A 14,682-nucleotide genomic window follows, 5' to 3' on the forward strand; every position below is an offset into this window, starting at 1 on the left:
GCTAATTTTTATTTAAATTTTGGCATGAAGCTTGAAAAAGGCCGCTGATTAACTTATAATCAGCGGCCTTTTTGTATTAAGGTAAAATTTATTTTTACTGTGCAAAAAGTACGAAACCAATTTTTAAACTGGGAAGCCGTTAGAGTACGCGTCCTCGCGCGCACAAGGCTGAGACCCACCAAATGAGGTATTTATAATGGCTAAAAAAGTTGAAGCTCTAATCAAGCTACAAGTTGCCGCTGGTATGGCTAATCCTAGTCCTCCAGTAGGTCCTGCACTAGGTCAACACGGTGTAAACATCATGGAATTCTGTAAAGCGTTTAACGCACGTACAGAGTCTATCGAAAAAGGCGCTCCAGTTCCTGTAGTGATCTCTGTTTACGGTGACCGTTCATTTACGTTCGACATGAAAACGCCACCTGCTGCTTACTTACTTAAGAAAGCTGCTGGTATCAAGTCAGGCTCAGGCCGTCCTAACACTGATAAAGTAGGCACAGTAACTCGTGCTCAACTTGAAGAAATTGTTGAGACAAAACGAACTGACCTTACAGCTGCCGATATGGACGCAGCGGTTCGCACTATCGCAGGTTCTGCGCGTGCGATGGGCTTGAACGTAGAGGACTAAGAAATGGCTAAATTAACTAAACGTATGCGTACTATCCGCGAAAAAGTGGAAGTAACAAAAGATTACGAAATCAATGAAGCAGTTGCTCTTTTAAAAGAGTTAGCGACAGCTAAATTCGTAGAAAGTGTTGACGTTGCCGTTAACCTTGGTATCGATGCTCGTAAATCTGATCAAAACGTTCGTGGTGCTACTGTACTACCTAACGGTACTGGTCGTGACGTTCGTGTTGCTGTATTCACACAAGGCGCTAATGCAGAAGCTGCAAAAGAAGCCGGTGCTGAATTAGTAGGCATGGAAGATCTTGCTGAACTAGTTAAAAAAGGCGAGATGAACTTTGACGTTGTTGTTGCATCACCAGACGCTATGCGTGTTGTTGGTCAACTAGGTCAAATCTTAGGCCCACGTGGTCTAATGCCAAACCCTAAAACTGGTACTGTAACGCCTAACGTTGCAGAAGCAGTTAAAAATGCTAAAGCAGGTCAAGTACGTTACCGTAATGATAAAAATGGCATCATCCATACTACTATTGGTAAGGTTGATTTCACTGCAGAGCAATTACAACAAAACCTTGAGTCTCTAATTGTTGCGCTTAAGAAGGCTAAACCTTCTCAAGCTAAAGGTGTTTACTTGAAGAAAGTAACTATCTCTACAACAATGGGCGCAGGCGTTTCTGTTGACCAAAACACTTTAAGCACAACTGTAGCTTAATCAGTGTTTACATGGCGTGAAATTTGTACTATAATTTCGCGCCATTTTGTTGATTAATTTATTAATTGGCAAAGTAAAGAATTCGGGTTGAAGTCCATAATTTCGTTAAGCTTTCGGGGTTAACGATAAATTGGGCTTCCGTCCAAGACCGTAGGTGGCTTCGGCCTTAATATTCACCTACGTAGACGGTGTAGACCCCAGATAGATTTTTCCTAATCCTTCTGGCTCTCGCCGTAAAAAGCATCTCTACCTTGTTTGGTAGGGAAGAGTAGAACAGGGGAATCCGATAATCGGTATCCCCATTAAACCAGGAGTAACACCCATGGCTTTAAATCTTCAAGGCAAAAAAGCAATAGTTGCTGAAGTCAACGAAGCAGCCAATGGTGCTCTATCTGCAGTTGTTGCAGATTCTCGTGGTGTAACAGTTGGCGCAATCACTGCCCTTCGTAAAGAAGCTCGTGCAAATGGTGTTTGGATGAAAGTTGTCCGTAACACTTTAGCAAAACGTGCTCTTGAAGGAACAGATTTTGAGTGTCTTTCTGATTCATTTGTTGGTCCAAGCTTAATCGCTTTCTCATCAGAGCACCCAGGTGCTGCTGCGCGTATCTTTTCAGATTTCGCGAAAAAGAATGAGAAATTCGAGCTTAAAACGGCCGCTTTTGAAGGAAATGTTGTTGATGCAGCAATGCTTGCTACATTACCTACATACGACGAAGCTGTTGCACGCTTAATGAGTGCTATGAAAGAAGCGTCTGCTGGCAAATTGTGTAAAACAATTGAAGCAGTACGTGTACAGAAAGAAGAGCAAGCTGCTTAATTTTAAGCTGTTTAATCTCACTTTCGGTGTAAAATTTATTTGGACGTAATGTCCGTTAATTATTAGGAAATTTGTAATGTCTGTATCTAAAGACCAAATCCTTGACGCAATTGCTGAAATGTCAGTAATGGACGTTGTTGCTCTTATCGAAGCAATGGAAGAAAAATTCGGCGTAACTGCTGCAGCTGCAATGGTAGCTGGTCCAGCTGCTGAAGCTGCTGAAGAGAAAACAGAATTTGACGTAATCCTTACTGGCGCTGGCGCTAACAAGGTTTCTGCAATCAAAGCTGTTCGTAGCGCAACTGGCCTTGGCCTTAAAGAAGCGAAAGCTCTTGTTGAAGCTGCTCCTACACCTGTTAAAGAAGGTGTATCTAAAGAAGAAGCTGAAGCACTTGCAAAAGATCTTACTGAAGCTGGTGCTGAAGTTGAGGTTAAGTAATTTAGCTTTTGCTAAGTTCGCTGCCTGAGAAATCAGGCAAGGGCTGGTGATTATTTAATCACCGGCCTTTTTGCGCTATAGAGTGATGCACTCTTTTAGTTCAAATAAAATCTGATTTTTTCTTTACTTTCAACGCTTTATAGTTTGCTAGTGTTAAAGTGGGATCTAATTAGAACAACAGTTAAATGTTGTAAAATCTTGGCATAGCTGCCAGTTAAGTCTGTTCTTACAAGAACAGGTCGGGTCAAAGATCAGCAAGCTGAGGAACCCCATGGCTTACTCTTATTCTGAAAAGAAACGTATCCGTAAGGATTTTGGTAAACGTCCACAAGTTTTGGATATACCTTTTTTACTGTCTACACAGTTAGAATCGTTTAAAAAATTCTTAGTGCCGGACGCTGATGGCGATCATGGTTTGGAAGCTGCCTTCCGTTCTGTGTTCCCTATTAAAAGCTACTCGGGAAATTCTGAGCTTCAATACGTAAGTTACCGTATTGGTGAGCCAGTTTTCGATGTAAAAGAATGTCAAATTCGCGGTGTGACTTATTCTGCTCCACTTCGCGTGAAACTGCGTCTTGTTGTTATGGACAAAGAAGCACCAGGCACAGTTAAAGACATTAAAGAGCAAGAAGTTTACATGGGCGAAATTCCGCTCATGACAGATACCGGTACTTTTGTAATCAATGGTACAGAGCGTGTTATCGTTTCTCAGCTACACCGTAGCCCTGGTGTATTCTTTGATAACGACCGCGGTAAAACCCATTCATCGGGTAAAGTATTATATAACGCACGCGTTATACCTTACCGTGGTTCATGGTTAGACTTCGAATTTGATGCAAAAGATAACTTATATGTACGTATTGACCGTCGTCGTAAATTACCGGCGTCTATCATCCTACGTGCACTAGAGTATTCTAGCGAACAAATCCTAGATATGTTCTTCGATAACACTACGTTTGAAGTAACGAATGGTAAAGTTCTTATGGAACTTGTACCTTCGCGTTTACGTGGTGAAACTGCCGCTTTTGATATCAAGAGCGAAGACGGTGAAGTATTTGTTGAAAGCGGTCGTCGTGTTACGGCTCGCCACATCAAGAGCATCGAAAAGAAAGGCATTAAGCAATTAGAAGTACCACATGAGTACATCATTGGCCGTATTGTAGCTAAAAACTATGTTGATGAGTCAACTGGTGAAGTTATTGCAAATGCAAATGACGAGCTAACTCTAGAGCTAATGGCTGAATTGGTTAAAGCCGGTTACACTAAAATTGATACGTTATATATCAATGAAGTGGACAGCGGTGCTTACATGTCAAATACATTAAACATTGACTCTGCAAGCAGCCGTTTAGAAGCACTAGTAGAAATTTACCGCATGATGCGCCCAGGCGAGCCACCGACGAAAGACGCGGCTGAAGCCTTATTCCAGAACTTGTTCTTCTCTGAAGAACGTTATGACTTATCTACTGTAGGTCGTATGAAGTTCAATAGCCGTGTTGGTTACGATACAGACACAGGCCCTGGTACATTAAGCAAAGAAGACATCGTGTCTGTTATGAAAGTATTAATTGCTATTCGTAACGGTCAAGGCGATGTTGATGATATCGATCACTTAGGCAACCGTCGTATACGTAGTGTTGGCGAAATGGCTGAGAACCAATTCCGTGTTGGTCTAGTACGTGTTGAACGTGCTGTACGTGAGCGTTTAAGCTTAGGTGACCTTGACGCGATAATGCCACAAGATCTTATTAACGCTAAGCCTATTTCGGCAGCTGTTAAAGAGTTCTTCGGCTCGTCTCAGTTATCACAGTTTATGGACCAAAATAACCCACTATCAGAAGTTACGCATAAACGTCGTATCTCTGCATTAGGTCCGGGCGGTCTAACTCGTGAACGCGCAGGCTTTGAAGTACGTGACGTTCACGTAACTCACTATGGTCGCGTATGTCCAATCGAGACTCCAGAGGGTCCAAATATCGGTCTAATTAACTCGTTGTCTACGTACGCACGTACAAATGACTACGGTTTCTTAGAAACACCTTACCGCAAAGTGGTAGACGGTGTTGTAACTGATGAAGTTGATTATTTATCAGCCATTGAAGAAGGTCAGTTTGTTATCGCACAGGCGAACTCAAACTTAACTGAAACCAATGAGTTTGTTGATGAACTTATCCCATGTCGTCACAAAGGTGAATCTACCTTTATGGGTCGCATGGACCAGCAGTATATGGATGTATCACCACAACAGGTGATCTCTGTAGCGGCAGCACTTATCCCGTTCCTAGAACACGATGATGCTAACCGTGCATTGATGGGTTCAAACATGCAACGTCAAGCAGTACCAACATTGAAAGCGGATAAGCCGTTAGTAGGTACTGGTATTGAGTTAACACTAGCGAAAGATTCTGGTGTAACTATCGTTGCTAAACGTGGTGGTGAAGTAATGTATGCTGACGCAAGTCGCATCGTTGTAAATGTACATGAAGAAGAACGCATTCCTGGTGAAGCGGGCATCGACATCTACAACTTAACCAAATACACACGTTCAAACCAAAATACATGTATTAACCAAAAACCAACTTGTATGGTTGGCGAACCGGTTACTCGTGGTGACGTGTTAGCAGATGGTCCTTCGACTGACTTAGGTGACTTAGCCCTTGGTCAAAACCTTCGCGTGGCATTCATGCCATGGAACGGTTATAACTTCGAAGATTCAATCTTGTTATCAGAGCGCGTAGTTGAAGAAGATCGTCTAACGACTATCCATATTCAAGAACTACAGTGTGTTGCCCGTGATACTAAATTAGGTCCAGAAGAGATCACTGCAGATATCCCGAATGTGGGTGAGTCTGCGCTAGGCAAGCTTGATGAATCAGGCGTTGTATATATTGGTGCTGAAGTTAAAGGCGGCGATATCCTAGTAGGTAAAGTGACTCCTAAAGGCGAGACACAGCTTACACCTGAAGAGAAGCTACTGCGTGCTATCTTCGGCGAAAAAGCGTCTGACGTTAAAGACAGCTCTTTACGTGTACCAAATTCTGTAACTGGTACTGTAATTGACGTGCAAGTTTTCACCCGTGATGGTGTTGAAAAAGATAAACGCGCGTTAGAAGTTGAAGACATGCAGCTTCGCGAAGCGAAGAAAGACTTCAACGAAGAGTTCCGTATTTTAGAAGCAGGCGTTTTAGACCGTGCACGTAAGCTACTTATAGCTGCTGGTTTTGATGAAGATAAACTTGCATCTCTAAATGCTGAAAAAGTACTTACGCAAAGCCTTGCTGAAGAAGACAAGCAAGCTGAGCTTGAGCAACTAGCTGCACAGTACGATGAACTTAAAGCTGAATACGATAAGAAGTTTGAAAACAAACGTCGTAAAATTACCCAAGGTGATGACTTAGCACCAGGCGTACTTAAGATTGTTAAAGTATACCTAGCTGTTAAACGTCGTATCCAACCGGGTGATAAAATGGCGGGTCGTCATGGTAACAAAGGTGTTATCTCGACTATCGTACCAGTAGAAGATATGCCTTACGATGACAAAGGTCGTACGGTAGATATCGTATTGAATCCACTAGGTGTACCATCACGTATGAACATCGGTCAGATCCTTGAAACACATATGGGTCTTGCTGCACGTGGTATCGGTGAACGTATTGAAGAGATGATGAAAGAGCAACGTGAGCTTCATGAGCTACGTGACTTCATCAAGCAAGCATACGAAATTGGCGAATCTCGCCAAGTTGTAGATATTGCTAGCTTCACTGATGACGAAATTCGTCGTCTAGCTGAAAACTTAAAAGGTGGTTTACCAATAGCTACTCCTGCATTTGATGGCGCGAAAGAAAGCGAAATCAAAGACATGCTTGAGCTTGCGGGCTATCCTCGTAGTGGTCAGGTTACACTTTATGATGGCCGTACTGGCGATCAGTTTGAACGTCAAGTAACTGTTGGTTACATGTACATGCTTAAACTTAACCACTTGGTTGACGATAAGATGCACGCACGTTCTACTGGTTCTTACAGCCTTGTTACTCAGCAGCCGCTGGGTGGTAAAGCACAGTTCGGTGGCCAGCGTTTTGGTGAGATGGAAGTATGGGCACTTGAAGCTTATGGTGCTGCTTACACTCTACAAGAAATGCTAACAGTGAAATCGGATGACGTGAACGGTCGTACTAAGATGTATAAAAACATCGTTGATGGTAACCATAAAATGGAACCAGGTATGCCAGAATCGTTCAACGTATTGTTGAAAGAAATCCGCTCACTGGGTATAAACATCGAGTTGGAAGAAAATTAAGCCAATTAGATGCTGCAGTTAACGCTGCAGCATCTGTTACGGCTGAATAGAATGTAGGGACGAGATTATCCGTCCTCAAGATTAACTCCGACAGGAGAGCTAAGGTGAAAGACTTACTTAAGTTTCTGAAGCAACAAAATAAGACCGAAGAATTCGATGCAATTCGCATTGGTCTTGCTTCACCAGACATGGTTCGTTCATGGTCATACGGTGAAGTAAAGAAACCTGAGACTATTAACTACCGTACTTTCAAGCCTGAGCGCGATGGCTTATTCTGTGCCCGTATTTTCGGCCCAGTGAAAGATTATGAGTGTTTATGTGGTAAATATAAACGCCTTAAACACCGTGGTGTGATCTGTGAAAAGTGTGGCGTTGAAGTAACACTCACTAAAGTGCGACGCGATCGTATGGGTCATATCGACCTTGCGAGCCCAGTTGCACATATATGGTTTTTAAAATCATTACCGTCACGTATTGGCTTAATGCTAGATATGACGCTTCGTGATATTGAACGTGTTCTTTACTTCGAATCATTCGTAGTAACTGAACCTGGTATGACAACGCTTGAGCGTGGTCAGCTATTAGGTGAAGAAGAATACTTAGATTCACTAGAAGAGCACGGTGATGAGTTTGAAGCTAAGATGGGTGCTGAAGCAGTTTTAGACTTGCTTCGTGAACTTGATCTTGCTCAATTAATTGCTGAGATGCGTGAAGAGTTACCAACAATTAACTCTGAAACTAAGCGTAAAAAAATCACTAAACGTCTTAAGTTAATGGAATCGTTCCACCAATCAGGTAATAACCCTGAGTGGATGATCATGACAGTACTTCCAGTATTGCCACCTGATCTACGCCCATTAGTACCATTAGACGGTGGTCGTTTTGCGACATCTGATCTAAATGACCTTTACCGTCGTGTTATTAACCGTAATAACCGTCTTAAGCGTCTACTAGATTTAGCAGCACCAGACATTATTGTACGTAACGAAAAACGTATGTTACAAGAAGCGGTAGATGCGCTACTTGATAACGGTCGTCGTGGTCGTGCAATTACAGGTTCTAACAAACGTCCTCTTAAATCTCTTGCTGATATGATCAAGGGTAAGCAAGGTCGTTTCCGTCAGAACTTACTTGGTAAGCGTGTAGATTATTCAGGCCGTTCTGTAATCACAGTTGGTCCTACACTTAAGCTTCACCAATGTGGCCTTCCTAAGAAGATGGCACTAGAGCTATTCAAACCATTCATCTATGGCAAATTAGAACGTCGCGGCATGGCTACGACAATCAAAGCTGCTAAGAAGATGGTTGAACGTGAAGTTCCGGAAGTATGGGATGTACTTGACGAAGTAATTCGTGAACATCCAGTATTACTTAACCGTGCACCAACACTTCACCGTTTGGGTATCCAAGCGTTTGAACCTGTGCTTATCGAAGGTAAAGCGATTCATTTGCATCCATTAGTATGTGCGGCTTACAACGCCGATTTCGATGGTGACCAAATGGCGGTACACGTACCGTTAACAATCGAAGCGCAGCTTGAAGCTCGTGCATTGATGATGTCAACAAACAACATTCTATCTCCTGCGAATGGTGAGCCAATCATCGTTCCTTCACAGGATGTTGTATTGGGTCTTTATTACATGACTCGTGACCGCATTAACGCTAAAGGCGAAGGCGCGATATTTAAAGATCCAAAAGAAGCAGAAAAAGCATACCGCAGTGGCAATGCAGACCTTCACGCAATTGTGAAAGTACGTATTAGCCAATCAGTTAAAAACGAAGACGGCGTAGTAGAAGATACTATTACTGTTATCGATACAACTGTTGGTCGTGCGATTCTGTCTCTAATTTTACCTAAAGGCATGCCGTTTGCGTCAATCAACCAGCCGCTAGGTAAAAAGCAGATTTCTGGCTTATTGAATGAGTGTTACCGTCGTCTAGGTCTTAAAGATACAGTTATCTTTGCTGACCAAGTTATGTACACCGGTTTCCATTATGCAATGAAGTCAGGTGTTTCTATCGGTATTGATGACTTAGTTATCCCACCGGTTAAAGCACAGATAATTGAATCAGCTGAAGCTGAAGTTACTGAAATCAACCAACAATTCCAATCAGGTCTTGTAACGGCTGGTGAAAAGTACAACAAAGTTATCGATATCTGGTCACGTGTAAACGAAAACTTATCACGTGAGATGATGTCTAACTTGTCGAAAGACACAGTTATCAATGCACAAGGTGAAGAAGTAGAGCAACCGTCATTTAACTCAGTGTTTATGATGGCCGACTCAGGTGCTCGTGGTAGTGCTGCACAGATTCGTCAGTTGGCGGGTATGCGTGGTCTAATGGCACGTCCAGATGGTTCAATCATCGAGACTCCAATCACAGCTAACTTCCGTGAAGGTCTAAACGTACTTCAGTACTTCATCTCAACGCATGGTGCGCGTAAAGGTCTTGCCGATACAGCACTTAAAACAGCAAACTCGGGTTACCTAACGCGTCGTCTAGTAGACGTTGCACAAGATTTGGTAATCAATGAAGATGACTGTGGCACAGAAGATGGCTTAACAATGAAACCGCTTATTGAAGGTGGTGATGTTGTAGAAGCACTTCGTGAACGTGTTCTAGGTCGTGTTGTTGCTGAAGATATTGTGATTCCAGGTACTAATACAGTGCTTGTTGAACGTAATATCATGCTAGACGAAAAACTGTGTGATCTTTTAGAAGAGCATTCAGTAGATGAAGTTCGTGTACGTTCTGTTATCACTTGTGATAATGACTTTGGTGTTTGTGCTAACTGTTATGGTCGTGACCTAGCACGTGGTCATATCATCAACGCTGGTGAATCAGTGGGTGTTATCGCGGCACAGTCAATTGGTGAGCCGGGTACACAGTTAACAATGCGTACCTTCCATATCGGTGGTGCGGCATCTAGAGCATCTGCAGAAAATAATGTACAAGTTAAAACTAACGGTACATTAAAACTTCATAACTCTAAGTACGTATTAAACACAGACGGTAAGATTGTTATTACCTCTCGTTCTACGGAAATTACTATCATTGATAGTCATGGTCGTGAGAAAGAGCGTTATAAAGTACCTTACGGTGCGGTATTAACAGTGCAAGACAATGCTGAAGTTCTAGGTAACGATATCGTTGCTACTTGGGACCCGCATAGTCATCCAATCGTTCTTGAGCATAAATCAAAAGTATCGTTCAGCGATATCGATGATTCAAATACTGAAGCACAGACTGATGAGCTAACTGGTTTAACCCGTGTAGTTGTAAAAGATCTTGCTAAAGTAAATACGAAAGAACCAAAGCTTATCATCGAAAGTGAAGAGCGCGGTCTGCAAGAAACACGTCTTCCTTCATTCACGACGATTGAAGTTATTGACGGCGTTACAGCAAACCCAGGTGACGTGTTAGCACGTATTCCGCAAGAAGGTTCGAAAACTCGTGATATCACGGGTGGTCTACCACGCGTAGCCGACTTATTTGAAGCTCGTAAGCCAAAAGAACCAGCTATATTAGCTGAAGTAACTGGTACAATTAGCTTCGGTAAAGAGACTAAAGGTAAGAAGCGTTTAGTTATTACTCCAGCTGAAGGTGATCATTACGAAGAGATGATTCCTAAATGGCGTCAACTTAACGTGTTTGAAGGTGAGCAAGTGTCTAAAGGTGAAGTTATCGCCGATGGTCCTGAATCACCGCATGACATCTTACGCCTACGTGGTGTGACTCATGTTGCTAACTATATCGTTAACGAAGTGCAAGAGGTTTACCGTTTGCAAGGCGTTAAGATCAATGACAAGCACATTGAAACAATTATCCGTCAAATGTTACGTAAATGTACCATTATGCACGGCGGTGATACTGACTTCTTAGCCGGTGAACAAATCGAAGTGGCGCGCGTTAATATCGCAAACCGTGACCTTGAAAAACAAGGTAAGATACCAGCTAAGTTTGAAATCCAGTTAATGGGTATCACAAAAGCATCACTAGCAACAGAATCTTTCATCTCTGCAGCGTCTTTCCAAGAGACAACACGTGTTCTTACAGATGCGGCAGTGAATGGTAAGAGCGATGAGCTTCGCGGTCTTAAAGAAAACGTAATTGTGGGTCGTTTGATCCCAGCCGGTACCGGTTTTGCGTATCATCAAGAACGTATGGCTCGCCGTAAACAAAGCAAAGTAGTAGTAGAAGAGCAAACAGTAAGTGCAGAAGAGGCAACTCAAGCACTTACAGACGCTCTAAATGCTGATTTGTCTGGAAATCAATAAACTGTTCTTAATCAATAGATTAAGTGATCGCAAGTCAGTTATATGCTGTCTTGCGGTTAGTTTAGGTTGACAGGTTAAACTTTGCTCATTAAAATTCCGCCACCCATTTACTTGTGTGCTTAATGCAGGCTCGTAAATAAAGGGCGGATTTTTTATTTTTTTCAGTAGTAATTTTAATTTCAGGAGCTATTTAAATGGCAACTATTAACCAGCTAGTGCGTAAGCCACGCCGTAGCAAGGTTACGAAAAGTAACTCAGCTGCACTAAAAGCGTGTCCGCAAAAGCGCGGTGTATGTACTCGCGTATATACAACTACACCTAAGAAACCAAACTCGGCGTTACGTAAAGTAGCACGTGTACGTTTAACTAACGGTTTCGAAGTAACTTCATACATTGGCGGTGAAGGTCATAACCTTCAAGAGCATAGTGTAATCCTAATCCGTGGTGGTCGTGTTAAAGATTTACCAGGTGTGCGTTTTCACACTGTTCGTGGTGCACTTGACTGTGCAGGCGTTAGCGATCGTCGTCAAGCTCGTTCTAAATACGGTGCAAAACGCCCTAAAGGCTAATTGTTTTCCGTTAGTAAGGCCAAGCACTAAATATTTATAATTATTGTTTTGGGTGATTGACTCGAAAGAGCAAACCTGAATAAACCGGAGATACAAAATGCCTAGAAGACGCGTAATCGGTCAACGTAAAATTCTTCCAGATCCTAAGTTCGGATCGGAACTTCTTGCTAAATTCGTTAACATCGTGATGTTAGACGGCAAGAAATCTACTGCTGAAAAAATTGTTTATGGTGCGCTAGACGTGGCTGCTGAGAAATCAGGCAAGTCGCACCTAGAAATCTTTGAAACTGCACTTGATAACATCCGCCCACAGGTAGAAGTTAAATCTCGCCGTGTTGGTGGTTCAACTTATCAAGTACCAGTTGAAGTACGTCCAGTTCGTCGTAACGCATTAGGTATGCGTTGGTTAGTAGACGCTGCACGTAAGCGTGGCGAAAAATCTATGGGCTTACGTTTAGCTCAAGAAATCGTTGACGCTTCTGATAATAAAGGCACTGCGGTTAAGAAACGTGAAGACGTTCACCGTATGGCTGAAGCGAATAAAGCATTCGCTCATTACCGTTGGTAATCTGTCTTTAACCTTTAAGAGGATCATATGGCACGTACAACTCCACTTGAGCGCTATCGTAATATAGGTATTGTCGCTCACGTAGATGCAGGCAAAACCACCACAACAGAACGTGTTCTGTTCTACACGGGTCTTTCTCATAAGATCGGTGAAGTACATGATGGCGCTGCAACTATGGATTGGATGGAGCAGGAACAAGAGCGTGGTATCACAATCACTTCTGCTGCAACAACGTGTTTTTGGAAAGGGATGGATGCTCAATTTGACGCCCATCGTATCAATATTATTGATACTCCAGGACACGTAGATTTCACTATCGAAGTAGAGCGTTCTTTACGCGTATTAGATGGTGCGGTAGTTGTTCTTTGTGCTTCATCTGGTGTACAGCCGCAAACTGAGACAGTTTGGCGTCAAGCGAACAAATACGAAGTTCCGAGAATGATCTTCGTAAATAAAATGGATCGCACGGGCGCTGACTTCTTAGCTGTGGTTAGCCAGGTGAAATCTCGTCTTGGAGCAACGCCTGTTCCAATTCAGTTGCCTGTAGGCGCTGAGGACGACTTTAAAGGTGTTATTGACCTTATAAAAATGAAAGTGATTAACTGGAACGAAGCGGACCAGGGTATGACTTTCTCTTATGAGGCAATACCGGCAGAACTTCTGGAATTAGCTGAAGAATGGCGCTCTCACTTAGTTGAAAGCGCTGCTGAAGCAACAGAAGAACTAATGGATAAATACTTAGAAGGTGAAGAGTTAAGTGAAGCAGAAATTAAAAATGCTTTACGCCAACGAACATTAGCTAATGAGATTGTTCCAGTTACTTGTGGTAGCGCATTTAAAAACAAAGGTGTTCAAGCTGTGCTTGATTGCGTTGTTGAATATATGCCCTCACCAGAGCAAGTGAAACAAATCCAAGGTATCTTAGAAAATGGTACTGAGGAAGAACGTCCAGCTAATGATAAGGCGCCGTTTGCTGCACTCGCTTTTAAGATTGCAACAGACCCGTTTGTTGGAACCTTGACCTTTTTCCGTGTTTACTCTGGTACTGTTAAACAGGGTGACACGGTATATAATCCAGTAAAAAGTAAGCGTGAGCGACTTGGCCGTATCGTACAGATGCATTCAAACTCTCGTGAAGAGATCAAAGAAGTTTTCGCAGGCGACATCGCGGCAGCTATTGGTCTTAAAGACGTAACAACAGGTGAAACACTGTGTGATCCGAATTCTATTATTACGCTTGAGCGTATGGAATTCCCTGAACCAGTAATCTCTATTGCGGTTGAGCCTCGCACTATAGCTGACCAAGATAAGATGGGTATCGCGCTGGGTAAACTAGCTGCTGAAGACCCTTCTTTTCGAGTACAAACTGACGAAGAATCAGGCCAGGTTATAATCTCTGGCATGGGTGAACTTCACCTAGATATCATCGTCGACCGTATGAAACGTGAATTCAGTGTTGAATGTAACGTTGGTAAGCCGCAGGTCTCATACCGAGAAGCTATTCGTTCAACTGTTAAGGTTGAAGGGAAGTTTATACGTCAGTCAGGTGGTCGTGGTCAATATGGTCACGTTTGGATTAAACTTGAACCGATGGATATTACGGATGATGAGTCACCAATTTACGAGTTCGTTAACGAAACCGTAGGTGGTTCTGTTCCTAAAGAGTTCATCCCTGCGGTAGACAAAGGTATCCAAGAGCAAATGTCTCAAGGTGTACTGGCAGGCTACCCATTACTTGGCGTTAAAGCGACTTTATATGATGGTTCATTCCATGATGTAGATTCGAATGAAATGGCATTTAAAATAGCAGGTTCACTGGCAATGAGAGATGGGGCGCTTAAAGCTAACCCTGTACTACTAGAGCCAGTAATGAAGGTTGAAGTACTCACTCCTGATTCAAATATGGGTGATGTAGTTGGCGACTTAAACCGTCGCCGCGGCATAATCGAAGGCATGGAAGATGCATTAGGTGGACTTAAGCAAATTAATGCGCAGGTTCCTCTTTCTGAAATGTTTGGTTATGCAACTGCTTTACGATCTGCAACACAGGGCCGTGCCTCATACTCTATGGAGTTTGTGAAGTACGCTGAAGCCTCTAAAAACGTTGCAGATACAATAATTTCAGCTCGCGCTGTTATATAATTTTAGCTTGTCTGGCTCAATAGTGAGTCAGGCTTTAATTTCTTTATTAGGAATTTTTTAAGATGGCAAAAGAAAAGTTTGAACGCGTAAAACCGCACGTAAACGTTGGTACAATCGGCCACGTTGACCACGGTAAAACTACACTAACTGCAGCAATCACTAACGTACTTGCAAAAGTATACGGCGGTGTTGCTAAAGATTTCGCATCAATCGACAACGCTCCTGAAGAGCGCGAAC

The 14,682-nt window shown here is 42.8% G+C and carries 10 protein-coding genes; all 10 read left to right on the plus strand.

Annotated elements, in window-relative coordinates; translation table 11 throughout:
* Nucleotides 1-196: 196 nt before the first annotated feature.
* Complete coding sequence (gene rplK, locus I6E70_RS17220) at nt 197-625, plus strand: 50S ribosomal protein L11 (protein ID WP_002958879.1); 429 nt, start codon at nt 197-199, stop codon at nt 623-625.
* 3 nt (nt 626-628) lie between these two features.
* Complete coding sequence (rplA, locus tag I6E70_RS17225) at nt 629-1,333, plus strand: 50S ribosomal protein L1 (RefSeq protein ID WP_007580124.1); 705 nt, start codon at nt 629-631, stop codon at nt 1,331-1,333.
* A gap of 322 nt (nt 1,334-1,655) precedes the next feature.
* Nucleotides 1,656-2,150: a 50S ribosomal protein L10 gene (rplJ, locus tag I6E70_RS17230; RefSeq protein ID WP_002958881.1), complete on the plus strand. Its 495-nt coding sequence runs from the start codon at nt 1,656-1,658 to the stop codon at nt 2,148-2,150.
* Between the two features lie 76 nt (nt 2,151-2,226).
* Complete coding sequence (gene rplL, locus I6E70_RS17235) at nt 2,227-2,589, plus strand: 50S ribosomal protein L7/L12 (RefSeq protein WP_002958882.1); 363 nt, start codon at nt 2,227-2,229, stop codon at nt 2,587-2,589.
* 271 nt (nt 2,590-2,860) lie between these two features.
* Nucleotides 2,861-6,886 (plus strand): DNA-directed RNA polymerase subunit beta, encoded by a 4,026-nt coding sequence (gene rpoB, locus I6E70_RS17240; RefSeq protein WP_007580127.1) that lies wholly within the window; start codon nt 2,861-2,863, stop codon nt 6,884-6,886.
* 104 nt (nt 6,887-6,990) lie between these two features.
* Complete coding sequence (rpoC, locus tag I6E70_RS17245; protein WP_007580130.1) at nt 6,991-11,166, plus strand: DNA-directed RNA polymerase subunit beta'; 4,176 nt, start codon at nt 6,991-6,993, stop codon at nt 11,164-11,166.
* A gap of 194 nt (nt 11,167-11,360) precedes the next feature.
* The gene (gene rpsL / locus I6E70_RS17250; protein WP_002958885.1) at nt 11,361-11,735 is read left to right on the plus strand and encodes a 30S ribosomal protein S12; all 375 of its coding nucleotides are present in this window, start codon (nt 11,361-11,363) and stop codon (nt 11,733-11,735) included.
* 97 nt (nt 11,736-11,832) lie between these two features.
* The gene (gene rpsG / locus I6E70_RS17255; RefSeq protein WP_010555004.1) at nt 11,833-12,303 is read left to right on the plus strand and encodes a 30S ribosomal protein S7; all 471 of its coding nucleotides are present in this window, start codon (nt 11,833-11,835) and stop codon (nt 12,301-12,303) included.
* 27 nt (nt 12,304-12,330) lie between these two features.
* Nucleotides 12,331-14,445 carry an elongation factor G gene (gene fusA, locus I6E70_RS17260; RefSeq protein ID WP_197189271.1) on the plus strand — a complete coding sequence of 705 codons (2,115 nt, stop codon included), beginning with the start codon at nt 12,331-12,333 and terminating at the stop codon, nt 14,443-14,445.
* Nucleotides 14,446-14,507: 62 nt separating this feature from the next.
* A partial coding sequence (locus I6E70_RS17265; RefSeq protein ID WP_231616946.1) for a GTP-binding protein occupies nt 14,508-14,682 on the plus strand: 175 nt, incomplete at its 3' end.

The organism is Pseudoalteromonas sp. NGC95 (assembly GCF_015864705.1).
GTDB lineage: Bacteria > Pseudomonadota > Gammaproteobacteria > Enterobacterales > Alteromonadaceae > Pseudoalteromonas > Pseudoalteromonas arctica.

What these genes read in the sequence shown, in the direction of transcription:
- rplK (WP_002958879.1), top strand. Translation starts at nt 197, where the DNA reads ATGGCTAAAAAAGTTGAAGCTCTAATCAAGCTACAAGTTGCCGCTGGT.
- rplA (WP_007580124.1), top strand. Translation starts at nt 629, where the DNA reads ATGGCTAAATTAACTAAACGTATGCGTACTATCCGCGAAAAAGTGGAA.
- rplJ (WP_002958881.1), top strand. Translation starts at nt 1,656, where the DNA reads ATGGCTTTAAATCTTCAAGGCAAAAAAGCAATAGTTGCTGAAGTCAAC.
- rplL (WP_002958882.1), top strand. Translation starts at nt 2,227, where the DNA reads ATGTCTGTATCTAAAGACCAAATCCTTGACGCAATTGCTGAAATGTCA.
- rpoB (WP_007580127.1), top strand. Translation starts at nt 2,861, where the DNA reads ATGGCTTACTCTTATTCTGAAAAGAAACGTATCCGTAAGGATTTTGGT.
- rpsL (WP_002958885.1), top strand. Translation starts at nt 11,361, where the DNA reads ATGGCAACTATTAACCAGCTAGTGCGTAAGCCACGCCGTAGCAAGGTT.
- rpsG (WP_010555004.1), top strand. Translation starts at nt 11,833, where the DNA reads ATGCCTAGAAGACGCGTAATCGGTCAACGTAAAATTCTTCCAGATCCT.
- fusA (WP_197189271.1), top strand. Translation starts at nt 12,331, where the DNA reads ATGGCACGTACAACTCCACTTGAGCGCTATCGTAATATAGGTATTGTC.